Below are 23,699 nucleotides of genomic sequence, written 5' to 3' on the forward strand. Positions count from 1 at the left end.
GCCTCATGAGCACGCCCCGTCCCGGTTTCCGGCACGGGGCGTTTTGTTTTCTAAAAATAGTTGGAACTTTTTTGGGCTCCCGGCGGAATACAAGAAAAGAAGACTGCCATGACCTTGACGACAGAACAACTTGACACTGAACTGCTGCGCCAGGTTCACGCCGGACAAGCCGAGGCATTCACGGCGCTGTACCGGCGGCACCAGGGGCCCTTGTACCGCTACGCGCTGCTGCGCTGCGGTTCGGGCGATGCGGCGGCCGACATCGTGCAGGAAGCCTTCATGGGCCTGCTGACGGGACGGCTCGGCTACGACCCGCTGCGCGGCCAGTTGCAGCACTTCCTGTTCGGCGTGGCGCGCAACCTGGCGCTCAAGCTGGACGAAGCGCGCCAACGCCATCCGCAGTTGCCCGAACCGTTGGACGATGACGGCGACCCGGACCTGGACGCGGTCAGCGACGCCGCCGGCCCGCTGGCACGGCTGCTCGGCAACGAAACGGCGGAAGAGGTGCGGCGCGCGCTGTCGCTGCTGCCGCCGCACTACCGCGATCCGGTGATCCTGTACGAGCTGCACGACCTGTCGTACCAGGAAATCGCCACCGTCTGCCAGGTCGACATCGGCACCGTGCGCTCGCGCCTGGCGCGTGGCCGGGCGGCGCTGGCCAAGCGCTTGCATGGGCTGCAGGGCGCACCGTCGAACGGTGCGCGCCTCGCATAGGACGGGCGACAAGCCAAAGACGCTGGAAGGAAGAATGATGAACGACCAACACGACAATCCCGACCCGTTACTCGCCACCGGCTTCGCCGCGCTGCGCGGCGAGCTGGCCGGACACGACGCCCCACGCTGCGTGGAAAAGGAGTTGATGCAGGCCTTCGCCCGCCAGTTCCCGAAGAAGCAGCGCTGGTACCGCAAGCTGTCGCTGCCTCAATGGGGCACAGCCGGCGCCCTCGCCTCGCTGTGCGGCGCGGGGTTCGTCACAGCGCTGTTGCTGGCGCTGGCGCCGCACCAGGCGATCACGGTCGGCCCGCCGGTGATCGGCGTCGACGACGGCGCCGCCTTCATCGCCCTCGAATCGCTGGAACGGATCGAAAGCGAACCCTATACCCGGGTGGTCGAGGCCGAGCTGCCGCAGAGCGCGCTGGCGCCGCTGGGCATGCCGCTCAATCCGCAAACCGCGGGCGAGACGGTACGCGCCGAAATGCTGGTGGCGCAGGACGGCCATCCCCTGGCGGTGCGCCTGAGCGCCGTCAACTGACACGATTGACTGTGAGGACTGTATGAATACCACGAACATCCTGATCGCCACCCTGCTGGCAAGCGCCTTTGCTCCGGCCCTGGCCGAGGACTATACGATCGACCAGGGCAGCGACGGCGAACGCCGCATCGTGATCCGCCAGGGCACGGTGACCCTGCCGCCCGGCCAGCAGGCCGCGCAGCGCGCCGGCGATACCACCACCCTGACCGCGTCCATGCTCAGGATCTCGAGTTCCGGCATCGTCAAGAACGCGCCCTACAGCGCCGAAGCGGTCTCGGAGAGCATGCAGCGGCTGGCGGACGGCAACCAGATCGTCAATACCTCGCGCTCGATGCAGTATCGCGACGGCGCCGGCCGCACCCGCACCGAGGTGCACGGCGAGGACGGCGAGCTGCGCACCATCACCATCAGCGACCCGGTCGAAGGCGCGCGCTGGATCCTGAACCCGGGCCGCAAGAGCGCCACGCGCCTGGACATGAAGTCCGAGCTCGCCCGGGCAGAAGCGGATGCGGCGCGCGCCGCGGCGACGCAGGCCCGGATCGCCGCGTCCCAGGCCCGCGCCCAGGCGGAAGGCGCGCGGCACCTCGCCGACCAGCAACGGCGCGCGGCCGACCAGGCGCGCGAGCGCATCGATCAATTACGCCGGGAAGGCAAGCTGCAGGAGGGGACGCACATCATCGTCAAGGACGTCCAGCGCGGCGTCGACGCGACCGAGGTGCGCGTGCGCGTCGCCCAGCCGGCGCCCATGGCCATGCCGGCGGCGCGGGCGATGTCGGCCCAGATCGCGCCGATGATCATCGGCGCCGTCAACGACGGCAAGTGGTCGGCCAAGGCGGTCACGCGCGAACTGGGCGGGCGCGATTTCTCGGGCGTGCGCGCCGAAGGCAACCAGCGCAGCTACACGATCCCGGCCGGCGAGATCGGCAACCGCGCGCCGATCGAGGTCAGCAGCGAGACCTGGTACTCGCCCGAGCTGCAGGTGACGGTGTACCACAAGCGCAGCGATCCGCGCAGCGGCGAGGTGGTGTACCGGCTCGACAAGCTCAAGCGCGGCGAGCCGCCCGCGGCGCTGTTCAGCGTTCCATCGGACTATACGGTGCGCGATCCGCTCAAGGTGAGCAGTACCAGGACGGTGGGGAAGGACGACTAGCGTAAAACGGCGCCCTGCGGGCGCCGACGAAACGTGGGATGCGCCATCGCACCCATTGGATGCGAACGTTCAACTACCCCGTTTCTTGGCCAGGATGGTCTCGTTGAACCAATCATCGATCATGCGCTTCTCTGCGCGCAGGCTGTCGCTGTCCGACATGCGGTTGATGCGCTGCATATAATTCATGTCGGCCAGTCGCGCATCGCCGCCCTTGAGCACCTGCCCGTTCTGGGTCAGCGAATAACGCAAATTGATGATCGGCCAGTCCGCCATGCCTTTCAGGATGCGCAGCTCGCGGCCGCCGCGGAAATTCGGGTATTCGCGGCCCGCCAGGTCGATGTCGGTGACGTCGATCGTCAGTTCCTGGCCTTCCGGCAGCTGGGCGCCCAGCTTGGTGAAATAGTCGCTCAAATCCTTGAGCACCTGCTCGCGCTCCCATGGCGCGAAAGGCAGGTCCGCAAACTTGTCGGATTCAATGTAATTCACGGTGACGCCGGCCGAGGCGGCGCTGGCTGTCAGCGCGCACAGGCCCGCGAAGGCTGTTTTCATCAGTAATGATTTCATCGCTAGCTCCTCGGATTACTTTTTCTTACGTATGCCATTGAAATATACGCCGCTTCGTGCAGCCGTGCTCGTCTCGAATCGTCGTACTTTGTATCCAAATGTTAGGCCCCGCACATGACCAATAGATGGTGACGGCTGAGAATGGCACAAGGGAGAATGCCATGCCAGAAGGTCCATCGCTCGTCATCCTGAAAGAACAATCGGCCCGCTTCGTGGGCCAGGATATCGTGCGCGCCGGCGGCAACGTCCGCGCCGTCGACCCGAAGCGGCTGGTGGGCCAGCGCATCATCGGCCTGCACACCTGGGGCAAGCATTTCCTGATCGAGCTGCCGGAACTCGTTCTGCGCATCCATTTTTTACTGTTCGGCACCTACCGCATCGACGAGCGGCGCGACAAGGAGCCGAGACTGTCGATCGAAACGCAAGACGGCGGCGAAATGCATTTCTACGCCTGCGCAATCCGCGAGATCGACCGCGCGACCTTCGAGGCCTATGATTTCAGCGCCGACGTCATGTCGGACAGCTGGGATCCGAAACGGGCGCGCAAGAAGCTGCGCGCGCAGCCCGGGCTGCTCGCCTGCGACGCCCTGCTCGACCAGGACATTTTTTCGGGCGTCGGCAACATCATCAAGAACGAGGTGCTGTTTCGCATCCGCGTCCATCCGCTATCGACCATGGGCGCGCTACCGGCGCCCAAGCTGCGCGCCCTCGTCGACGAGGCGCGCCAGTACAGCTTCGATTTCCTCGGCTGGAAAAAAGCGTTCGTGCTCAAGCAGCACTGGCTGGCCCATGCGAAGAAAATCTGCCCCCGCTGCGACATTCCGTTCAAAAAAGCCAATCTCGGCAACACGCGACGACGCGCCTTTTATTGCGAGCGTTGTCAAAAACTTTATTCCTGAAGCTTGCTGTCTTCTGCCCGCAACACCCTCCCTCCTTGGGGAGACCAGCTGTGACATTGTCACAGCACAATTTCAATATTGCCTGTTGTTAAGGGTCATATGTCGTACTACAATCGACTTGACTCTGGGCTACGTTTTCGTTCAGAAATTGCATGTCCAGACAACTTCTCCAACGATATCGGATTCGTCTATGTCCTTCCTGTCTTCCGCTGCGCCCAAGCTCGCACCCTGGAAAGTATTGCTGGTCGATGACGAACCCGACATCCATGACATCACCAAGCTGACCCTGTCCCGCTTCCGCCTCGACGGCCGCGCGCTCTCCTTCGTGCATGCCTACAGCGGCGCCGAGGCGAAGGAAGTGCTGGCGCGCGAACAGGACATCGCGCTGGTCTTCCTGGACGTGGTGATGGAGCGTGAGGACAGCGGCCTCGAAGTGGCGCGCTGGATGCGCCAGGAGCTCGACAATCAATTTACCCGCATCGTGCTGCGCACCGGCCAGCCGGGCCAGGCGCCCGAGGAACGCGTGATCGTCGACTACGACATCAACGACTACAAGGAAAAGACCGAGCTCGACCGCACTAAGCTGTTCACCACCACGTTCGCCGCCCTGCGCGCCTACCGCGACATCATGAAGGTCGAGGAAGCGCGCCGCGTGCAGCAGACCTACCGCGAAGGCCTGGAACGGGTGATCGCCGCCTCCGCCCACATCTTCCAGCAACGCAACCTGAAGGACTTCGCCAACGGCCTGCTGCAGCAGGTGGTGGCCCTGCTGCGCCTGGAACAGAGCATGCTGCTGCGCCTGAAGGCGGCCAGCGTGATCACCGGCACCAGCCAGTACGAGGTGCTGGCCCAGATCGGCGACATGGGCGAGGAAGAGATCGGCCCGGAATTACTCAGCCAGCTCGACGACGCGCGCCACAACCGCATCTCGCGCCTGCATGGCGACACCTATGTCGGCTACTTCCCGAACAATAGCGGCAAGGCTTCGCTCCTGGTGCTTAAGGGCGTGGACGAAATCTCGGACATCGACGCCCAGCTGCTGGAAGTGTTCTGCTCGGGCGTGGCGATCGCCTTCGACAACATCCTTCTCAATCAGGAAATCACCGATACCCAGGCCGAGCTGATCCTACGCCTGGGCGACGTGGTCGAATCGCGCTCGCACGAGGCCGGCAACCACGTGCGCCGCATGTCCCAGGTCTGCCACATGCTGGCGCAAGCCTCGGGCATGCCGGAAGACGAGACGGCGGTCCTGATGCACGCCGCGCCCATGCACGACGTGGGCAAGATCGCGACGCCCGACGCGGTGCTGCTCAAGCCGGGCCGACTGACCGAAGAAGAGTGGGAAATCATGAAGCAGCACCCGACCATCGGGCTGCAGATCCTGGACGGCTCGCAACGCCCGATCCTGAAGGCGGCGGCGGTGATTGCCCACCAGCACCACGAGAAGTTCGACGGCAGCGGCTATCCGCAGGGGCTGCGCGGCGAGGACATCCACCCGTATGCGCGCATCGTGGCGGTGGCCGACGTGTTCGATGCGCTGAGCCACAAGCGCTGCTACAAGGACGCTTGGCCGCCGGCGAAAGTGACCGAGCACCTGCGCGAGGTGGCGGGGCACCATCTGGATCCGAAGTATGTCGATCTGCTGATCAAGAATATGGATAAGGCGCTGGCGATCAATGAGAAGTGGCCGGACTAGGCTGACCCACGCACGCCCTTGTCGTTCCCGCCCTCGCCGGGCGCCTTGGCGGGAACCCAAGTAAGTTGCGGACAGATATCGCCGTTGTGGCTATTCAAGCGACTTACAGCGCCTGATAAAACCGTTCGACATACCGCCAACAGATGAGCGAACAGGCAAGCGACAGGAACGCTTGGTGCACTTCTACTCGCCGCTCATCCCGGATGCGCAATCTGCGGAAGCGGTGTAGCCAACCCAAGGTTCGCTCGACCACCCAACGCCACCAACCAAGCCTTTCGCGTGACTCCACGCCGTAGCGCGCGATACGAGCTGCGATGCTCCGACTGCGCAGCCAAGCCCGATGGGCTCTCGAAGCGTACGCTCGATCGGCATGCAGCTTACCTGGACCTTTGCGAGCACGGCCTGCCAGAACCTCAACTGCTGGGATTGACTCTACCAACGGGATGAGGAAACGCGAGTCGTGTACCTGCACCCGAGATCTGGGCTACGAGGGGATGCCCACGTTCATCCACCAGCACATGGTGTTTGCAGCCGAGTTTGCCGCGATCGGTTGGGTTTCGACCTATGTGCTCGCGCCTGGCAGGTGCCGGTACGCTTCGAACGTCAACGCAAGCTCGATCCCGCATGATCTGGTCGTGCTGTCGAAGCCGTCGAAGAATCGATTCGTGGATACGCTGCGAACCGCCGGCCAGCATCCATTCGTGAAGGCGACGCCAGCATGTCAGGCCACTGCCGCAGTCGAGTTCGCGCGGCAGGTACTCACGGTATTCCAGTCTTGAGAACAAACAGGATTTCAGTCAGGGCCGCGCGATCATCGATGCGCGGGCGTCCGCATTTCGACGATGGGCGATAGGTCGAACGATGAGCTGCTATAAGAGACTACGGGTCTTCGGGAAGGAGTTTGCGGGCCATGGCATCAGTCCGTCTACAAACACGGACGCCATGTTAGTGCCTTGACTGAGCCTGAGTACGTATGCTATCGACCCGAAGCGGACACTTCAGGCCACTTACTTGGCGACAGAAACTTGCCAAGTAGGCTCGCTACAGGACACCACATCAACGATGTGATTCAAACAAAAAATGCCCCAATGAGTCATTGGACCAGGGTAACTGTCACTCGCAAACGTGGCCTGCTCGACAAAATCCAAGTAACGCGATTTCTTGTACCTGACGAAGTTACGTCCCTCAAAAATCTCATACTCATCCGTGGTCACATAGCTTTCGTTTCGTACTGAGTAGGCTACATAATTTGGCCACTCCACCGTGAAAATCCTGCAACCAGCAACATGCCTGATTGGGCTCCCCAGAGGTAGACCGCGCTCTAGGGATTCGTTAAGTGGACGTGCTTCGGCCTCAGGATCATGCAGTGTCGCGGCTTCCAATATTTCGAAGCGCAAAGAATTTTCTTCAGGCTCACCAATGCTGTTCAGGAAAAGCCATTTGCACGAACTAATTTCGCTTACGAAATTTGACATGGTGGTGCAGAGAAATTTTCATTATGTGCCTAAGGAACCAGCGTCCGCTTCTGGCCGTTTGAAGACCTATTGTAGCGTCGGCTAACGCCCCATACCGGACCTTTGATCGAGCGAGCGGTCGATCCCTCGTCAGATCCAAGTGAGAGCATGGTCAAGAACAGACTCAAGGTCTACAAGCGATATTGGCATTGCGGGAGAGACCATTGCGGTACGGGCTACGCAGTCGATTTCCACATTCAGTTGTTCTGGTCGGTGATTTCCGGGAAACTTCCTAAGGAGCAGCAGAACCTTTGTCTCGCTAAGCCAAGTGCTCATGTCCACTGACCAAGATTCTTCTTCGAACGACAGTATATGCAGACTCCGCTCGGTATCCCAAATGCTTGGGCTACGCACCCAGAGTGAGTTTCTAGCCTCTCACACGTCGGCCCGTACCTCAAAGCGCCCAGTTGGTGAAGTCGAGAGTATTTCCATATTTTGCGGCTCGTTAGCGAGGTCTGCTTCTGGCCGCTTGCTGACGGTCGGCACGGCTCAGTGTGCCCGGCCGTTGCCTACGGAGCAACTAGCAGGTTTTGTTAGGCGTTCTTGGGTTCCCGCCTTCGCGGGAACGGTGGACGTAAATCGCGGGCAAAGCATCACGCCGCAGCTTTTTCGGGACGCAGCGACTGCGGAAACCGCAGGTGATACCGCAACCCCTCGCCAGGCGCACTCTCCACCCGCACCGTGCCGCCCAGCGCCCCCGTCACGAGGTTGTACAGGATATGCGCCCCCAACCCGCTCCCCCCCGTCCCGCGCTTGGTCGTAAAGAACGGATCGAACAGCTTGTCGAGCGTGTCCTTGTCCATCCCCGCCCCATCGTCGGCATAATCGAGCACCACCCAGCCATCCCCTTCGACCGCAGCCCGCACCGTGATCTTGCCCGGCTGATCGCGCTCGAATCCATGCACCAGCGAGTTGACCACCATATTGGTCACGATCTGCGACACCGCCCCCGGATAACTGTCCAGCACCAGATCCTTCGGACAATCGACGTCCACCTTCACCGGCCGCCCTTTCAGCTTCGGCTGCAATGACAACAACACTTCCTTCAGATACGCCTCGAGATTGAAGCTGCGAATATCGCCCGACGACTGATCCACCGCCACCTGCTTGAAGCTGCGCACGAGCGCCGCCGCGCGCTGGGTATTGGTGGTCATGATGCGCAGCGACTGGTCGACCACGTCGAAGAAGGTGGCCAGGCTCTCTTCCGTCATCTCGCCCGCCGCCAGTTCCTCTCGCGTGAGCTTGAGTTCCTGCACCAGATGGCTGGTCGCGGTCACGCAAATGCCCAGCGGGGTATTGATCTCGTGCGCCACGCCCGCCACCAGCCGTCCCAGCGAGGCCAGCTTCTCCTGGCGCACCAGTTCCGACTGCGCTTCCTGCAGCGCGTGCAGGGCGTCGTTCAGCGCCGCATTCTGCTGCTCGAGTTCCTGCTTGGCCTTGCGGATCTTGCGGTCGGCCTGCATGCGTGCGATCGCCACCGCCACGTGGCTGGCCATGAAGGCCAGCAAGTCCAGGTCGGCCTTGCTATAGACGATCGCCGGGTCGTAGCTCTGCACCACGAGCACGCCATACGGCTTTTCGTGGACCAGCATCGGCGCCCCCATCCAGCTCGCGATTTCCGTACTGCCGAGAGGCTCGGCGACGATGCCGTTGGCCACCAGCTGGCGGAAGCTCCCCAGGTCGTGCAACTGCGCCTGCTTGCTCGACAAGACATAGGAACACATGGCCTTACCGAACGGGAATCGCTGCAGCGGCGGCGTGCTGTCCTTCTGGTCGACAAAATACGGGATGCTGATCTCTTCCGTATCCGGGTGGTAGAGCGCGATCAGGAAGTTGTCGGCCACCATCAGCTCGCCGATGATCCCGTGCAGGCTGGCGCTCAGGGCGTCGGCGTCGAGCGCCTGGGCCGACAGGTCGGCGATCTGGTACAGCGCGTGCTGCACCTTCTCGGCGCGGCCGCGCTCGGCCACCTCGTGCGCGAGAGCCGCGGTGCGCGCCGAGACCGCGCGCTCCAGCCGCTCCACGCTCTGCAAGCCTTGCAGCGCGTTCGACACGTGATTGGCGATCAGGGCGAACAGCGCCTGGTCTTCCGCGCTATAGGTCTCGTCGGGAGAATAGCTCTGGATGACGATCGCTCCCAGCGCCTGGTGATTCTGGTCCAGCAGCGGGCAGGCGACGAAGTGCTCCGGCACGCTGCCATCGCCCCAGCGCCCGCTGTTCTTCAGGCGTTCGTGGAAGTCGGACGCCGTCAGCACCAGCGTCTGGCGGTTGAGCAGCACCCAGGCGGTCGGCGACTGCTCGGGCGAGGCCAGGGTGATCCGTTCGTTGGGATCGCGGGTACCGTCGGCCTCGTCGACGAAATAGGGGAAGCGCACCGTACCGTCTTCGCGGTCGGCCAGCGCAACGTAGAAATTAGCCGCATACATGATGCGGCCCAGCGCCCGGTGCACGGCCTCGATGAATGCGGTGATGTCGCTGCAGCTGGTCGATAATTGCCCGATCTCGAGCAGCATCGACTGGACCGCTTCCAGCCGGTCAAGACGTTCCATGCTTCCCCCACGTAATCAGAAAATGCGTAGAGGAAATAGTAGCAGCTTGCCACCCACCGCAGCAGTCCTACGGCGAGTGAATGTGGTTTATCTGTGATGTTTCAGCGCGGGGCGCGGAAATCGTTCTCGATCCAGGCCAGGGCCGAGGCCTGGGTCAGCTTGAAGGTCGGGGCCACCCGCACCTTCGCCACCTGTTCGCCCATCTCGTCCGTCGCGGCCAGCACGGCATACGGGTCGTCGTCGTCCGGCACGATGTCGAGCGTTACTTTCAGCTCGCCCTCGCCGGTCGACACGAACAGGTTCTTGTGCAGGATCGCGTGCATGTGCTGCTCGTGGCGGCGGATCACCTCGGACGCGGTCTTGATCAGCGTATTGAAGGCATTCACGTCGAGCGGCTTCGGGTTCTTCTTGTCGCGGCCCATGGTCCACGGACCGACCAGCGCCGGTTCCGGCTCGCCGTCCTTGTACATGGCCACCGCCCAGCCTTCGTCGTCGTCGTTCTTGATCACGCGCGCGGTCCAGCCATTGCCCTGCCACAGGCGGGGTTCCTGCACCGGACCGGTGTCCTGCTCTTCTTCGTCGTGATCGTGGGTCTGGTCGTTCATCTGCTTCCTTCTGTATCGCTTGCGCCAAAACCACGATCATAGAGGAAACCAGACCCATGAAAAAGCCCGTACGCGCAGGCAGTACGGGCTTTTTGCGAGTGACTCGACAATATCAGGCCGGGCAGTCGTCGACGATGCGCGGACAGCGCCAATCGGGGCCTGGCGGCGGCACGATCGGCGGGCCCACGGGAATCGGCCGCGGGTCGCCGTTTGGCGCCGGCATATGCCGGCCGGCCGGATGATGCGGGTTGATGATGATCGGCGGTATCGCGGGCGGCGCCGATGGCGGATCTTTGGGACTGCCAATGACGACGGCCAGGCGGTTCCGGATTCCATGAATGACAGCGTGCATAGGATCCCCCTGTGACAGAGAGGATCAGTATAGGAAACCGAGCAGCCATTACAAGCAAAAAAATTGCCTATAGCCCTGTCCGGCCCCGCCTATGCACGTTTCGTCCCGCAAAACGTGCCGCCTGTCGCACGCCGGTGGCCGCGCCGCGCATGGAGGCATACAGTTCGAACATGCAAGAACAAAACGTTCACCCGACTACTACCCCAACTGCGAGGACCACCATGAAAAAATACGCCCCCTACATCATCCTGTTCCTGTTCGCCGCGCTGCTGTTCAACAGCTGGGGCAATGACATGACGGTGCACTTCGACGGCGACGAGATCGACGGCCCGCTGGGCTGGATGCTGGCCACCCTGTTCGCGGGCGGCGGCGCCTTGCTGGCGCTGTTCATCACCATCATGGTGGGCGTGCTGCTGGCGGTGGTGTTCGCCGGCGTCGGTGTGATGCTGCTGGGCTCGCTGGGCATCGGCGCCATCGTCGTGGCGCTGGCCATCTCGCCGCTGCTGCTGCCGCTGGTGATCCCGGTGGCCATCGTCTGGTACTTCATGAGCCGCTCGCGCAAGGTCAATCTCGACAAGACCGCCAGCGCCTGAACACCGTCACGATTTCCTCTGTTGGCCGGGGGTCTCCCCGGCCTTTTTTACGCCTGCTTGCGCGCCACGTACTGCTCGTAGCCGCGCGCGCGCAGGGCGCAGGCCGGGCAGGCGCCGCAGCCGTGGCCCCAGGGATGCGCGTCGCCGCGTTCGCCCAGGTAGCAGGTGTGGGTGTCGAAGCGGATCAGGTCCACCAGCGCGTCGCCACCCTCCTGCTGCGCCAGTTCCCAGGTCTGCGCCTTGTCGATCCACATCAGCGGGGTCTCGACCTTCAGGCGCGTCGCCATGCCCAGGTTGAGCGCTACCTGCAGCGCCTTCATGGTGTCGTCGCGGCAGTCCGGATAGCCCGAGAAGTCGGTCTCGCACATGCCGCCCACCAGCACGTTCAGGCCGCGGCGGTAGGCCACCGTGGCCGCCACCGTCATGAACATCAGGTTGCGTCCAGGCACGAAAGTATTCGGCAAGCCGTTTTCCTGCATGGCGATCGCAACATTGCTGGTCAAAGCCGTGTCAGAGATCTTCGCGATCAGGGACAGGTCGATCATGTGGTCTTCGCCCAGGCGCGCATCCCAATCGGGATTGAGCGCGCGAAGCTTCGACAGCAGGCTTGGGCGCACCTCCAGTTCGATCGCGTGGCGCTGGCCATAATCGAAACCGATCGTCTCGACCCGCGCATAGCGCTGCAGCGCCCAGGCGAGGCAGGTGGTGGAGTCTTGGCCGCCGCTGAACAGGACGAGCGCGGTGTCGGAAGATGGAGTGGTCATGGTGTGAAAAGCAAGAACTGTGATCGTAAGCGGGGCATTCTGTCACAGATTGCCGGCACCGTGTGCGAGGCGGTCCGAGGCGCACGTACAACGTTCCGTGGCGGCATCGACTTTGCCAATCAGTTAAGATGCCAACGAGTTTTCTCAGTGGAGCACCATGTTGTCACCTCGATCGATTGCCCGCCTGCGTCCCCTGCCCCAGCCCGTGCGCGATGCGCTGATGGGATTGGGCGCATTGCTGTTTGCCACCGCCGTCCATGCGCAAGACGCAAAAGGGGTCGACTACACGGTGCGCATTGACGCCCCGCGCGCGCTCGAAGAATTGCTCGAAGATAACCTCGAACTGATGCGCTGGCGCGGCAATGCGCGGGTCGACCTCGAACAGTTGCAGCGCCTGGTCAAGGAAGCGCCCGAGCAGGCGCGCACCCTGATCGCCACCGAGGGCTATTACTCGCCCAAGGTCTCGGCCGGCCTGGATACCAGCGGCGCGCGGCCGGTGGCGCGCGTCATCGTCGACCCCGGCCAGCCGGTGCTGGTGGGCGACGTCGACCTGGTGCTGCAGGGCTTTGTTCCGTTCGAAGAAGGCGGCGCGCCGTTCGACGCCAATGCCCTGCGCAACCGCTGGACTCTGCCGGTCGGCAGCCAGTTCCGCCAGGGCGACTGGGAAGGGGCCAAGCGCGGCCTGCTGCGCGACGTCGCCCAGACGCGCTTCCCGCGCGCGCGCCTGGTCGAGACCAGCGCCACGGTCGATCCCGACACGCGCCGCGCCCTGCTGCGGGTGGTGATCGACTCCGGCCCCGAGATGCGCTTCGGCGAGCTGCGCATCCGCGGCCTCAAGCGCTATCCGCGCGAAGTCATCACCAACCTCAACAAGATCAATCCGGGCGACGAGTACAGCGAAGCCGCCCTGCAGGCCCTGCAGTCGCGGGTGCAGGACACCGGCTACTTCAGCAGCGTCGAGGTCAGCACCGACATGCGCGCCGTGCTCAATGCCGAGATCGCCGACATCAAGGACGATGACGACGACGACGCCAACCCGGCGACGCCGGAGCGTCCCACCGGCCCCACGACCCTGCCGGTCGTGATACGGGTGACCGAAAACAAGCAGAAGTTCGTGGAGGCCGGCGTCGGCTTCTCGACCGACACGGGCGCGCGCGCCTCGCTGGGCTACGACGACCTGAACGTGTTCGGCAAGCGCTTCAAGAGCGACCTGATCTACGAACAGAAGCGCCAGACCGCGAAGGGCGAATTCTTCTGGCCGACCACGGCCAAGGGTTACAACGACAGCGTCAGCGCCGGCATCGAGCGCGAGGACCTGCGCGGCGAGATCACCACCCTGGCCAGCGTGGCCGCGCGCCGCACCTGGGGTTCTCCGCTGCTCGAGCGCAGCCTGACCCTCGAAGTGCTGACCGAGAAACGCGAAGTCGAGGGCCTGGAAGCGACCCGCACCAAGAGCCTGCCGCTCACCTACAGCATCACCCGGCGCAAGCTGGATAGTCTCATCCAGCCGACCACCGGCTATGTGTGGAACGCCCAGTTCGGCGGCGCCGTGCTGCCGATCCTGACCGACGAAAAATTCCTGCGCCTGTACCTGCGCGGCATCTATTACAAGCCGGTCGGCGCCGCCGGTTCCCTGATCCTGCGCGGCGAGACCGGCGCCGTGGCCTCGAAAGAGAAGCTGGGCGTGCCGAGCACCTTCCTGTTCCGCGCCGGCGGCGACCAGTCGGTGCGCGGCTACGGCTACCAGGAACTCGGCGTGCAGGAAAACGGCGCCACCGTCGGCGGGCGTTATCTCGCCACCGCCAGCGCCGAATACCAGTACTGGTTCAAGCCGCCCTGGGGCGTAGCCGTGTTCTATGACGTCGGCAACGCCGCCGACAAGTTCGGCGACCTCAATCCCAAGTCGGGCTACGGCGTCGGCGCGCGCTGGCGCAGCCCGGTCGGCCCGATCAATGTCGACCTGGCCTATGGCCACGCGGTGCGCAAGGCGCGCCTGCACTTCTCACTTGGATTCACTTTCTGATGGATACCCCTGAAGATAAGCCTGTAAGCGACGCGGCGCCAGCGCCCGACCAGCCTCAGGCGCATAAAACCCGCCGCTGGCCGCGCCGCGTGGCGATCGGCGTCGTCGCCACCGGCGTCATCGTCGGCGGCGCGCTGTGGTACCTCGGCCGCGAGACCACCCTGCAAATGATCGTCCAGCGCGTCGCCGACGCCACCGGCGGCAAGCTCACCGTCACCGGCGTTACCGGCTCGATCTACGGCGCCATGCACATCGAGCGACTCGTGTGGCGCACCGACGAACAGATCGTCACGGCGGTCAAGATCGACGTCGACTGGTCGCCATCGCAGATCCTGTCGGGCGGCATCCTGGTCGACAAGCTGTGGGCCGCCAGCGTGCGCATGCAGACGCTGAAGGAAACCGACGAACCCTCGGTGCTGCCAACGAGCCTCGCTCCCCCGTTCCGGATCGAAGCCGACGACGCACGGCTGAACCGCCTGACGATGGTGAACATCGCCGGCGCCGAAACGACGATCGACAATATCCGCGTGCGCGCCAAGGGCGACAAGCGCAGCTGGGTGGTGCAGGATGCCGCGGCCAGCACGCCCTGGGGCCAGGTGGCGGCCAACGCCACGCTCGGCGCCCAGCGTCCGTTCAAGATCGACGCCTCGGGCAGCCTCACGCAATCGAAGGCCAGCGCCGGCGCGCGCGCCGCCCAGCTGCAACTGAAGGTGAGCGGCGACATCGAGAACGCGACCCAGATCGACGCCACCGGCCAGGCCGGGCGCGCCATCGGCGACGCCCATTTCACCATCTCGCCCTATGCCGAGATTCCGCTGCGCGCGCTGCGCATCAATGGGCGCAACCTCGATCCGGGCTTCTTCAACCCCGCCCTGCCGACCGCCGACCTGACCCTGGCCGTGGCCGGCAAGCTGGACGCCAACCGCAATATCAGCGGCAGCGTCGACATCGTCAATACCGGGCCGGAAGGGACGATCGACCAGCAACGCCTGCCGCTGCGCGCCGCGCGCGGCCAGCTGGGCGGCAGCCTGGATGCGGTGCGGATCTCCGACGTGCTGCTGGACTTCGGCGCCGCCGGCAAGTTCACCGGCACCGGAGGCCTCCAGCGCGAGAAGGACGAGGAAGGCATCGGCACCGCGCGCTTCGCGCTGCAGACCGAGCGCTTCAATCTGCGCGAGGTGCACTCGGCGATGAAGCCGACCGCGATCAAGGGTTCGATCGCCGTGACCAACGAAGCCACGCGCCAGACCCTGGAAGCGAACCTGGCGGACGCCGGCCTGCGCCTGTCGGCCCTGGCCACGCTGGAAAACAATGTGGCGACGCTGAACGAAGCGCGCCTGAACGCGGGCCGCGGCAGCGTCACCGCCAGCGGCAGCATGAATCTCGAGGGCGACAAGGCCTTCAAGGCCACCGCCAGCGCAAACCGCTTCGACCCGTCGGCCTTCGGCGACCTGCCGGTGGCCGACATCAACGCCACGATCAATGCCGCCGGCGCCTTGAGCCCCGAGTGGAAGGTCGACGCCGACTTCGCCGTGCGCCAGAGCCGCCTGATGAACCAGGCGCTGTCCGGCAGCGGCAAGCTGAGCGCGGACGCGAAGCGCATCAGCGGCATCGACGCCACCCTGGCGCTGGGCCAGAACAAGGTCGATCTGAAGGGCGCCTTCGGCGGCGCCGGCGACCGCCTCGACTGGCGCCTGGATGGCCGCCAGCTGGCGGCGGTGCGCAGCGACCTGTATGGCGCGCTCACCGCCAACGGCGTCGTCAGCGGCACCATGCAGGCGCCGCGCACCACCTTCGAGGTCAACGCGCGAGACCTGGGCTGGGTCGCGGCCCAGCGCAAGAACGGCAGCGGCGTGCTGCGCGCCAGCGGCGAAGCCTGGCTCGCCGGGCCGGAAAACGCGCGCGCCGTGGAAGTCAAGGCCAGCGGCAGCACCCAGCGCTTCAACCCCGCGGCCTTCGGCTCTCCGCTGGCCGGCAATATCAATTCGACCTTCAGCGGCAGCGGCCGCGCCGGCGCCGACTGGCGCGGCGCGCTCGACTTCAAGCTGACCGACGATTCGACCCTGGCCAATTCGCCGCTGCGCGGCCATGCGCGCCTGACGGCCGACCGCCGCCACGTGTCCAACGCCGACGTCGACCTGCGCATCGGCCCGAACGTCATCGCCGCCAGCGGCGCCTTCGGCCTCGCGCGCGATGCGCTCAACTGGAAGATCGACGCGCCGCAGCTGGCAGCGCTGGGCCCCGAGTTCGGCGGCGCGCTGCGCGGCTCGGGCGTGCTGTCCGGCACCATGGACACGCCCTCGCTGACCGCCACGATCGAGGGCCAGAATCTCAAGGCCCTGGGCACGCACAATGTGCGCTCGCTGCGCGCCAGCGCCAACCTGGGTTCCGGCCGCGGCGCGGCCGATCCGCTGGTCAGCAACGTGGAGGTGCTCGACTACGCCAGCGGCGAGACGCGCGTGGCGTCGGTGCGCCTGCAAACCGAGGGCACGCGCGGCGCGCACGTCGTCAAGCTGTCCGCCCTTGCGGAAAGCTTCGATGCGAATGCCGAAATCCGCGGCGGCTTCAACCGCGATACCTGGAGCGGCACGCTGGCCGCGCTGCAGAACCGCGGCCGCTACGCCATGCGCCTGCAGAACCCGGTGCCGGTGACGATCGCCGGTGCGCCCGGTTCCGGCATGAAAGGCCTGGCCAGCCCGGAACGCATCGCCTTCAACGGCGCCGTGATCGCCCTGCCGAACGGCAGCATCACGGTTGACACGCTCACCAAGGATGGCCCGCGCTGGAGCAGCCGCGGCCACGCCGACAAGGTGCCGCTCACCTATCTCGCGCAGTTCTCGCCGGCCCTGGCCGACAACGCGCGCGGCGACCTGACCCTGGGCGCGGCCTGGTCGGTGGACATGCGCGCGCCGCAGGCGAACGGCGCGGCGCCTTCGCTGGCCGGCAACGTCCGCGTGTTCAGGGAGGCCGGCGACGCCATCGTCGGCGGCGACACGCCGGTGCCGCTCGGCCTGCGCAAGCTGGAAGCGTCGGCCGAAGTGGTCGGCAGCGGCCTGCGCGTGAACCTCGATTTCGACGGCGCCCGCACCGGCGTCGCCAGGCTGGAGGCCAATGCCCAGATGCTGAACGGCCGCCTCGAGCGCGACAGCCCGCTGCGCATGACGGCCAACGCCGACATCCCGTCGATCGCCTGGCTGGCGTCGCTGGCCGGCCAGCCGGGACTGGAACTCGATGGCGCGCTGCGCCTGGCCATGACGGGCGGCGGCACCATCGGCTCCCCCATCCTGAACGGCAACCTCGATGGCGACAAGCTGGCCGTGCGCTGGGCCGAACAGGGCGTGCGCCTGCAGAACGGCGAGTTGCGCGCCCAGCTCGGCGGCGACCAGTTGCGGGTGGGACGCCTGACCTTCCAGGGCCGTCAGGGCAGCGCCGCCGCCAGCGGCTTCGTGCGCTTCGCCGACGGCGCCCCGACAATGGACCTGCGTCTGAACATGCAGAAGCTTGAAGCCCTATCCCGTCCGGACCGCACCCTGATCCTCAGCGGCCAGGCTTCGCTGGTGCGCGACGCCAGCCGCTTCGCGCTGGAGGGTAAGTTCCGCGCCGACCGCGCGCTGATCGAGTTCGCGCCGCAAGGCAGGCCGACGATCTCGGACGACGTCATCGTGCTGGGCCGTGGCGCCGAGAAAAAGACGCCGACCGCCAGGGAAAAGGAAGTACCGCTCACGGTCGACCTCGCGGCCGACCTGGGCGACGATTTCCACGTGCGCGCCATGGGCATCGACGCCTACCTGGCCGGCAATGCGCGGGTGCGCATGACGGGCGCCGGCCAGCCGCGCATCAACGGAACGATTCGTGCGGTGAACGGCACCTACGCCGCCTATGGCCAGAACCTGTCGATCGAGCGCGCGGTGCTGACCTTCAGCGGCCCCTACGACAATCCATCGCTCGACATCCTGGCGGTGAGGAAGCGCCCGGAAGGCGAACAGCTGTCGGAAACCAACGTCGAAGCCGGCGTGCAGGTGCGCGGCACCGCGCAGTCGCCCACGGCGCGCCTGGTGTCGACGCCGAACGTGTCGGACAGCGACAAGCTGTCCTGGCTGGTGCTGGGCCACAGCATGGAAGCGGCCAGCGGCGACCAGAAAGGCGTGCTGACGGCCGCCGCCAGCGCACTCCTGGGCGGCAGCGGCGGCACCGGCGGCATCCAGTCCAAGATCGCCAACTCGCTGGGCGTGGATGAACTGGGACTCAAGCAGGGCGCCGGCGGCGGCGATTCGTCGGGCTTGGAAAGCACCGTGGTCACGGTCGGCAAGCGCATCTCGTCGCGCGCCTACCTGAGCTTCGAGCAGGGCACCAGCACCGCCTCGAGTCTCGTGCGCCTGCGCTACAAGCTCACGCCGCGCATCGCGCTGCAGTTCCAGACCGGGACCAATAGCGCGCTCGACGTGCTGTATTCCTGGGCCTTCGACTAGAGCCTATACCGGTAGGTGGGGGAAGCTCATGAGGATGCATGGCTGGTGTGGGCAAGGCGCGAGGAGGCCGCATGGCGAGCCATGCAACGACGAGCAACGCAGCACACGCCTGCCAGGCGCCTCAGGAGCGACTCCCACTACCGGGATAGGCTCTAAGTTGAGAGCGGCCGCCTGCCTCGTCCCCGCGCTGCTGGCGCTCGCCTGCCCCGCCACGGCGCAAGACCATGGCGACCTGCTGCAGGCGCCCGAGCGGATCGACTGGGAGGCCGGCGGCTTGTACGAGGGCCGCCTCCCGGACGGCACACCGTTCCAGGTGGCGCTGGCCTACCCGGCGCCTGATGGACTGCCGGGCGAGGCGGCGAAGATCATGGACAGCGCCTACTGGTTTCCGCGCGACTACACCGGCAAGGCCCGTACCCTGTCGGTGCTGGAGGCGCCGCCGGGCGCACTGGAACTGGCGCCCCTGCTCGACTCCGGGGCCCAGGGGCCGGAGCGGTTCGCGGTCAATCTCGACGCCGACCGGCGCGGCGGCAAGGGCAGCTGGCGCCAGGCTGAGGACACGCAAGCCCGGTCGTTCTCCTTGAAGCGCATCGTGACGTACCGCGCGGTCGCCCTCACCCGGCCGTCGCCGGAAGCGCAGGTCGAGGGATCGGACAAGCCATTCGTGTTTTCGGCGCTGTTCCCGGTGTTCGGGGACGAGGCGCTGGACGCCTGGGTGCGCGAGATGGCCGGCCGCTGCGACGCCGACCTCGAATGCATGAACGAGATCCTGGTGCGCTGGCATTCGAAGGGCCAGCTGTCGCTCGACGCCAGCACCTGGACATACGGTTTCGGCGCCGCCCACGGCAACTACCGCTCTTCGATGCGCCACTATGCGCTTGGCGGAGGCAAGGCCGTGCATACCCGCTTCACGGGTTTCGTCGACGCCGGTACGGCTTGCCGCGAGAAGGTCTCCGCCACGCTCGTCGGCAAGCTGGCCGCGCAAGGCCTGTCGTGGGCCGAGCAAGGCGCGCTGCACCTGTTCAAGGAACCGAAATTCATCCCGACGCCCGCCGGCATCGAATTCCATTGGGACCCATATGAAGTGGGCAGCTACGCCCAGGGGAGCCCGAGCGTGTTCCTGACGCGCGACGAGCTGGAAGGCTGCGCCAGGAACCTGCCGCGCTACGATTGAAGCAGGCCGCGAGCGTCGGACCCCACGTCGCGCAGCAGGCGGCCCAGGAAGTAGCCATTGAAGACGCCGAACATGGCGCAGACACTTGCAGCCACCTGGCCCGCCAGGTCCGGACGCACGGCCAGCAGTACCGAGGTCGCGTACTTGACCGCGAAGATCGACAGCATCAGCACCAGTGGCATCACGCTACCGGCCACGCGCACCCGGCCAGGTGCGCTGCCGGCCGAGACGCGCACGCGGCCGAAGCGCCAGGCCAGCAGCGCCGCCGCCGCGAACGCCGTCATCCATGCCGACAGCGCGGTCGCGTCCAAGCCGAACTTGCGCGCGATATCGTGCAGGGACAGGATGAGCATCACCAGCGGCAGCACGAACATGCGGGGCATGGCGATCTCGCGCTCGCGCAGTTCGGAGACGCCGCGCCAGACGAGGAAGGCGAGGATGGCCCAGACGTAGACAGGTGTGTGGCTCAGGATCTGGATCGGCATGGCGGGCTCCGGCAGGTGGTTGGAAGTGACGCCAGTATGTCGGCCCGCCGCCCGGGGCGCGCCATCATGCGACGAAGCGCCGCCGCCGCAGCGCGAAACGCACGTGCGCGGCGCGAAATTCGCCGCCGCCGGGTAGAATCCGCGCATGCCGCGCAAAACTCCCATCTTCCCAGGCCCACGCACCGCACGCGGCGCCGTGCTGGCCGTCCTGCTGTCGGGCGCCGACCAGGCCGGCGCCGAGCCGCTGCGCGGCCGCGTGACCCTGGCCGCCATCGTCCGCGCCCTCAAACGCAAGTACCACTGGCCGATCGAGACCACGAGCTTCCCGTCCAATGCCGCCGACGGCCGCGCCACCTGGGCCACGGTCTACAGCCTGCCGCAGGACGTCATCGACGCGGCGCTGGACGCAAAGGGCCGCGACTGGCTCAAAAGTACGAATCCATGAAAAATAATCATTGATGCACGGCCTGTTTGATGTTCCTGTATCATCAATCAATGGCCCGTGACAACATCAACGATATCCTCGTCTTTCTCGCCGTCGCCCGCGAGCGCAGCTTCACGCGCGCTGCGGCGAAACTCGGCATGACCCAGTCGGCGCTCAGCCACATCGTGCGTTCGCTGGAAGCGCGCCTGGGCGTGCGCCTGCTCACGCGCACCACCCGCAGCGTCTCGCCGACCGAGGCCGGCGAGCGCCTGATGCAGAACGTGGGCCCGCGGCTGGAAGAGATCGAAGCCGAGATCACGGCCGTCAGCGACCTGGGCGACAAGCCGGCCGGCACCATCCGCATCACCGCGATCGACCACGTGATCGACACGATCCTGTGGCCGCGCATCGCGCCGCTGCTGCCGCAATACCCCGACCTGCACGTCGAGATCAGCTCCGACTACCGCCTGATCGACATCGCCGCCGAGCGCTACGACATCGGCGTGCGCCATGGCGACCAGCTCGAGAAGGACATGATCGGCGTGCGCCTGACGAACGAGGTGCCGATGCGGATCGTCGGCGCACCCGCCTATTTCGCGCGGCGGCCAAGGCCGACCTCGCTGCAGGAGCTCATGAAGCACAACTGCATCACCCTGCGCCTGCCCAGCAGCGGCGGGCTGTATGCGTGGGAGCTGGCGCACGAAGGCCAGCCGCTGGAGGCGCGCGTGCGCGGGCAGTCGGTGTTTACCAACGTCTACCACATGCTGGACGCCGCATTGCACGGCGTCGGACTGGCCTTCCTGCCCGAGAGCCTGGTCGGCCCGCATCTGCAGGCCGGGCGGCTGGTCAGCGTGATGGAAGACTGGTGCTTCCCCTTCGAACCCCTGCACGCCTTCTACCCCAGCCGCCGCCATTCCTCGCGCGCGCTGATGCTGGTGATCGACGCCATCCGCTTCAAGGAGTGAAGCGGACGGCGCCCGTGGTTACGCCAGCGCCGGCATCTTCGCCAGCATCTTGTCGAGCGTGACCGGATAGTCGCGCACGCGCACGCCGGTGGCGTTGTAGATCGCGTTCGCCACCGCCGCGCCGACGCCGCACAGGCCCAGTTCACCGACGCCCTTGGCCTTCATCGGCGACGTAGCAGGGTCGGTCTCGTCGATGAAGATCACCTCCTGGTGCGGGATGTCGGCGTGCACCGGCACCTCGTAGCCGGCCAGGTCGTGGTTGACGAAGAAGCCGTGGCGCTTGTCGACCGCCAGGTGCTCCATCAGCGCGCCGCCCACGCCCATCGTCATCGCGCCGATCACCTGGCTGCGCGCCGATTTCGGGTTGAGGATGCGGCCCGCCGCGCACACCGACAGCATGCGCCGCACGCGCACCTCTGCCGTGGCGACGTCCACCGCGACTTCGACGAAGTGGGCGCCGAAGGTCGACTGCTGCATCTTCTTTTCCAGGTCGCCGTATTCCATCGTGTCCTCGGCCACGATGGCGCCGCCCCTGGCCACCTCGGTCAGCGGTACCGAGCGCGTGCCGACGCGCACCGCGCCATCGAGAAATTCGGCCTTGGCCGCATCCAGCCCCGCCTTCTGCGCGATCTGCTCGCGCAGCTTGACGCAGGCCGCGTAGACGCCGGCGGTGGAACTGTTGGCGCCCCACTGGCCGCCCGAACCGGCCGACACCGGATAGTCCGAGTCGCCCAGGCGCACGTTGACGCGCTCGACCGGCAGTCCCAGCATCTCGGCCGCGGTCTGGGCGATGATGGTGTAGCTGCCGGTGCCGATGTCGGTCATGTCGGTTTCGACCGTCACCTTGCCGTCGCTCTCCAGGCGCACGCGCGCGGCGGACTTCATGTTCATATTGTTGCGGAAGGCCGAGGCCATGCCCATGCCAACCAGCCACTGGCCCTCGCGCACCTGGCCTGGCTGGGCCTTGCGCTTGTCCCAACCGAAGCGTTCGGCGCCCTGGCGCAGGCACTGCACGTAGCGGCGCTGCGAGAACTTGCGGCCGGCTTTTTCGGGGTCGACCGTGGTGTCGTTGACGATGCGGAAGGTGACCGGGTCCATCCTGAGCTTCTCGGCCATCTCGTCCATCGCTACCTCGAGCGCCATCAGGCCCGGCGCCTCGCCCGGCGCGCGCATCGCATTCCCCTCGGGCAGGTCGAGCGTGGCCAGTTGCAGGCGGGTCAGGCGGTTGCCGCCCGCGTACAGCAGGCGGGTTTGCTGGACCGCGGTTTCCGGCTGGCCGCCCGGCAGGTCGCCCGACCAGCTTTCGTGGGCGATCGCGTTGATGCGGCCTTCGCGCGTGGCGCCGATGCGGATGCGCTGGATCGTGGCCGGACGGTGGGTGGTGTTGTTGATCATCAGCGCGCGCTGCAGCGCGACCTTGACCGGCCGCCTGGCCGCGCGGGCGCCGAGCGCCGCCAGCACCGCCTCGGCGCGCAGGAACAGCTTGCCGCCGAAGCCGCCGCCGATATAGGGCGAGACCAGGCGCACGTTCTGCGCCGGCACGCCGAGCGTCCTGGCCAGGTCCTGCTTGCCCCAGTCGATCATCTGGTTCGACGTCCAGACGGTGACCTTGTCGCCATCCCACGAGGCGATCGAGGCATGCGGCTCCATCATCGCGTGCGACTGGTCGGGCGTGGTGTAGGTGGCGTCGAGCTTGACCGGCGCGCCCGCGAAGGCGCCGTCGAAATCGCCGACCTTCGACTCGGCGTCGCCGGTCTTGGGCGTGACCGCCGCGTTCATTGCAGCGGCCAGGTCATAGGAACCGTTCGCCTTCGCGTACTCGACCTTCACCAGCGAGGCCGCCGCGCGCGCCTGCTCGAAGGTCTCGGCCACGACGACGCCGACCGCCTGGTGGTAATGCTGCACTTCCGGGCCGGCCAGCAGGTGGGCGGTATTGAAGTTGCCCTTGCCCAGCTTGCCGGCGTTCTCATGGGTGACGACGGCGATCACGCCCGGCGCGCGGCGCGCGGCCGTCGTGTCGATCGAGACAATGCGGCCCTTGGCGATCGCCGCGCCGATCACGTAGCCGTAGGCGGCATTCGGCGCCGCCGCATGCTGCTCGTAGGCGTAAGGCGCGGAGCCGGTGGTCTTGAGCGGACCGTCGATGCGGTCGAGCGGCTTGCCGACGACCTTCATCTGGTCGATCGGATTGGTGGTTTCTGGTTTGGTAAATTTCATGGTC

Annotated in this window: 18 protein-coding genes and 1 pseudogene; 11 read left to right on the top strand and 8 right to left on the bottom strand. The window is 65.9% G+C overall.

The window, feature by feature from the left end; genetic code table 11:
* Positions 1–108 precede the first annotated feature (108 nt).
* From DIR46_RS10910 to DIR46_RS10920, 3 genes are read left to right on the top strand one after another with little or no spacing between them, the layout of a single operon-like run.
* A complete protein-coding gene (locus DIR46_RS10910; protein WP_109345248.1) occupies positions 109–714 on the top strand; it encodes an RNA polymerase sigma factor in 606 nt (201 codons plus the stop codon).
* A gap of 34 nt (positions 715–748) precedes the next feature.
* Entirely contained in the window at positions 749–1,252 is a 504-nt protein-coding gene (locus DIR46_RS10915) for a hypothetical protein (RefSeq protein ID WP_229446572.1), read from the top strand.
* A gap of 22 nt (positions 1,253–1,274) precedes the next feature.
* Positions 1,275–2,402 carry a hypothetical protein gene (locus DIR46_RS10920; protein WP_109345250.1) on the top strand — a complete coding sequence of 376 codons (1,128 nt, stop codon included), beginning with the start codon at positions 1,275–1,277 and terminating at the stop codon, positions 2,400–2,402.
* A 69-nt stretch (positions 2,403–2,471) separates the two neighbouring features.
* On the opposite strand, the gene DIR46_RS10925 is transcribed toward DIR46_RS10920, so the two are convergent.
* Positions 2,472–2,966: a DUF3016 domain-containing protein gene (locus tag DIR46_RS10925; protein ID WP_109345251.1), complete on the bottom strand. Its 495-nt coding sequence runs from the start codon at positions 2,964–2,966 to the stop codon at positions 2,472–2,474.
* A 161-nt stretch (positions 2,967–3,127) separates the two neighbouring features.
* On the opposite strand from DIR46_RS10925, the gene DIR46_RS10930 reads away from it, so the two are divergent.
* Complete coding sequence (locus DIR46_RS10930) at positions 3,128–3,865, top strand: DNA-formamidopyrimidine glycosylase family protein (protein ID WP_109345252.1); 738 nt, start codon at positions 3,128–3,130, stop codon at positions 3,863–3,865.
* A gap of 190 nt (positions 3,866–4,055) precedes the next feature.
* Positions 4,056–5,561, top strand: a complete 1,506-nt coding sequence (locus DIR46_RS10935) for a DUF3369 domain-containing protein (protein WP_109345253.1) — start codon at positions 4,056–4,058, stop codon at positions 5,559–5,561.
* A gap of 103 nt (positions 5,562–5,664) precedes the next feature.
* Here DIR46_RS10935 and DIR46_RS10940 read toward each other — a convergent pair.
* The 4 genes and pseudogenes from DIR46_RS10940 to DIR46_RS10950 form a co-directional block, all read right to left on the bottom strand.
* Positions 5,665–6,434, bottom strand: a pseudogene (locus DIR46_RS10940) (IS5 family transposase).
* A gap of 134 nt (positions 6,435–6,568) precedes the next feature.
* The gene (locus tag DIR46_RS26565; protein ID WP_162819492.1) at positions 6,569–7,036 is read right to left on the bottom strand and encodes a hypothetical protein; all 468 of its coding nucleotides are present in this window, start codon (positions 7,034–7,036) and stop codon (positions 6,569–6,571) included.
* 632 nt (positions 7,037–7,668) lie between these two features.
* Entirely contained in the window at positions 7,669–9,624 is a 1,956-nt protein-coding gene (locus tag DIR46_RS10945) for a GAF domain-containing sensor histidine kinase (RefSeq protein ID WP_109345254.1), read from the bottom strand.
* Positions 9,625–9,725: 101 nt separating this feature from the next.
* Positions 9,726–10,229, bottom strand: a complete 504-nt coding sequence (locus tag DIR46_RS10950) for a hypothetical protein (protein WP_109345255.1) — start codon at positions 10,227–10,229, stop codon at positions 9,726–9,728.
* Positions 10,230–10,802: 573 nt separating this feature from the next.
* Here DIR46_RS10950 and DIR46_RS10960 point away from each other — a divergent pair.
* Positions 10,803–11,174, top strand: a complete 372-nt coding sequence (locus DIR46_RS10960) for a hypothetical protein (RefSeq protein WP_109345257.1) — start codon at positions 10,803–10,805, stop codon at positions 11,172–11,174.
* Positions 11,175–11,221: 47 nt separating this feature from the next.
* Here DIR46_RS10960 and queC read toward each other — a convergent pair whose 3' ends face one another.
* A complete protein-coding gene (gene queC, locus DIR46_RS10965) occupies positions 11,222–11,938 on the bottom strand; it encodes a 7-cyano-7-deazaguanine synthase QueC (RefSeq protein WP_109345258.1) in 717 nt (238 codons plus the stop codon).
* Positions 11,939–12,095: 157 nt separating this feature from the next.
* Between queC and DIR46_RS10970 the strand changes: the two genes are divergently transcribed.
* The 3 genes from DIR46_RS10970 to DIR46_RS10980 all read left to right on the top strand — a co-directional run bounded on the left by DIR46_RS10970 (position 12,096) and on the right by DIR46_RS10980 (position 19,604).
* Positions 12,096–13,961: an autotransporter assembly complex protein TamA gene (locus DIR46_RS10970; RefSeq protein ID WP_109345259.1), complete on the top strand. Its 1,866-nt coding sequence runs from the start codon at positions 12,096–12,098 to the stop codon at positions 13,959–13,961.
* A complete protein-coding gene (locus DIR46_RS10975) occupies positions 13,961–18,430 on the top strand; it encodes a translocation/assembly module TamB domain-containing protein (protein WP_109345260.1) in 4,470 nt (1,489 codons plus the stop codon). The genes DIR46_RS10970 and DIR46_RS10975 overlap by 1 nt, the downstream gene beginning before the upstream one ends.
* Before the next feature lie 157 nt (positions 18,431–18,587).
* A complete protein-coding gene (locus DIR46_RS10980) occupies positions 18,588–19,604 on the top strand; it encodes an RsiV family protein (RefSeq protein ID WP_109345261.1) in 1,017 nt (338 codons plus the stop codon).
* On the opposite strand, the gene DIR46_RS10985 is transcribed toward DIR46_RS10980, so the two are convergent.
* Positions 19,595–20,089, bottom strand: coding sequence for a DUF6622 family protein (locus DIR46_RS10985; protein ID WP_162819493.1), 495 nt, complete (start codon positions 20,087–20,089; stop codon positions 19,595–19,597). The genes DIR46_RS10980 and DIR46_RS10985 overlap by 10 nt on opposite strands.
* A gap of 145 nt (positions 20,090–20,234) precedes the next feature.
* Here DIR46_RS10985 and DIR46_RS10990 point away from each other — a divergent pair, with 145 nt between their 5' ends.
* On the top strand, positions 20,235–20,534 hold the full coding sequence (locus DIR46_RS10990; protein WP_109345263.1) for a hypothetical protein: 300 nt from the start codon (positions 20,235–20,237) through the stop codon (positions 20,532–20,534).
* Positions 20,535–20,584: 50 nt separating this feature from the next.
* Complete coding sequence (locus DIR46_RS10995) at positions 20,585–21,478, top strand: LysR family transcriptional regulator (RefSeq protein ID WP_109347991.1); 894 nt, start codon at positions 20,585–20,587, stop codon at positions 21,476–21,478.
* Between the two features lie 18 nt (positions 21,479–21,496).
* On the opposite strand, the gene paoC is transcribed toward DIR46_RS10995, so the two are convergent.
* On the bottom strand, positions 21,497–23,695 hold the full coding sequence (gene paoC, locus DIR46_RS11000; RefSeq protein WP_109345264.1) for an aldehyde oxidoreductase molybdenum-binding subunit PaoC: 2,199 nt from the start codon (positions 23,693–23,695) through the stop codon (positions 21,497–21,499).
* Between the last annotated feature and the right edge of the window lie 4 nt (positions 23,696–23,699).

This window comes from Massilia oculi, from assembly GCF_003143515.1.
Classification (GTDB): domain Bacteria; phylum Pseudomonadota; class Gammaproteobacteria; order Burkholderiales; family Burkholderiaceae_D; genus Telluria; species Telluria oculi.

Bases quoted from the DNA above. Each gene is read 5' to 3' on its own strand.
- DIR46_RS10910 (WP_109345248.1), top strand. From the start codon at position 109: ATGACCTTGACGACAGAACAACTTGACACTGAACTGCTGCGCCAGGTT.
- DIR46_RS10915 (WP_229446572.1), top strand. From the start codon at position 749: ATGATGAACGACCAACACGACAATCCCGACCCGTTACTCGCCACCGGC.
- DIR46_RS10920 (WP_109345250.1), top strand. From the start codon at position 1,275: ATGAATACCACGAACATCCTGATCGCCACCCTGCTGGCAAGCGCCTTT.
- DIR46_RS10925 (WP_109345251.1), bottom strand. From the start codon at position 2,966: ATGAAATCATTACTGATGAAAACAGCCTTCGCGGGCCTGTGCGCGCTG.
- DIR46_RS10930 (WP_109345252.1), top strand. From the start codon at position 3,128: ATGCCAGAAGGTCCATCGCTCGTCATCCTGAAAGAACAATCGGCCCGC.
- DIR46_RS10935 (WP_109345253.1), top strand. From the start codon at position 4,056: ATGTCCTTCCTGTCTTCCGCTGCGCCCAAGCTCGCACCCTGGAAAGTA.
- DIR46_RS26565 (WP_162819492.1), bottom strand. From the start codon at position 7,036: ATGTCAAATTTCGTAAGCGAAATTAGTTCGTGCAAATGGCTTTTCCTG.
- DIR46_RS10945 (WP_109345254.1), bottom strand. From the start codon at position 9,624: ATGGAACGTCTTGACCGGCTGGAAGCGGTCCAGTCGATGCTGCTCGAG.
- DIR46_RS10950 (WP_109345255.1), bottom strand. From the start codon at position 10,229: ATGAACGACCAGACCCACGATCACGACGAAGAAGAGCAGGACACCGGT.
- DIR46_RS10960 (WP_109345257.1), top strand. From the start codon at position 10,803: ATGAAAAAATACGCCCCCTACATCATCCTGTTCCTGTTCGCCGCGCTG.
- queC (WP_109345258.1), bottom strand. From the start codon at position 11,938: ATGACCACTCCATCTTCCGACACCGCGCTCGTCCTGTTCAGCGGCGGC.
- DIR46_RS10970 (WP_109345259.1), top strand. From the start codon at position 12,096: ATGTTGTCACCTCGATCGATTGCCCGCCTGCGTCCCCTGCCCCAGCCC.
- DIR46_RS10975 (WP_109345260.1), top strand. From the start codon at position 13,961: ATGGATACCCCTGAAGATAAGCCTGTAAGCGACGCGGCGCCAGCGCCC.
- DIR46_RS10985 (WP_162819493.1), bottom strand. From the start codon at position 20,089: ATGCCGATCCAGATCCTGAGCCACACACCTGTCTACGTCTGGGCCATC.
- DIR46_RS10990 (WP_109345263.1), top strand. From the start codon at position 20,235: ATGCCGCGCAAAACTCCCATCTTCCCAGGCCCACGCACCGCACGCGGC.
- DIR46_RS10995 (WP_109347991.1), top strand. From the start codon at position 20,585: ATGGCCCGTGACAACATCAACGATATCCTCGTCTTTCTCGCCGTCGCC.
- paoC (WP_109345264.1), bottom strand. From the start codon at position 23,695: ATGAAATTTACCAAACCAGAAACCACCAATCCGATCGACCAGATGAAG.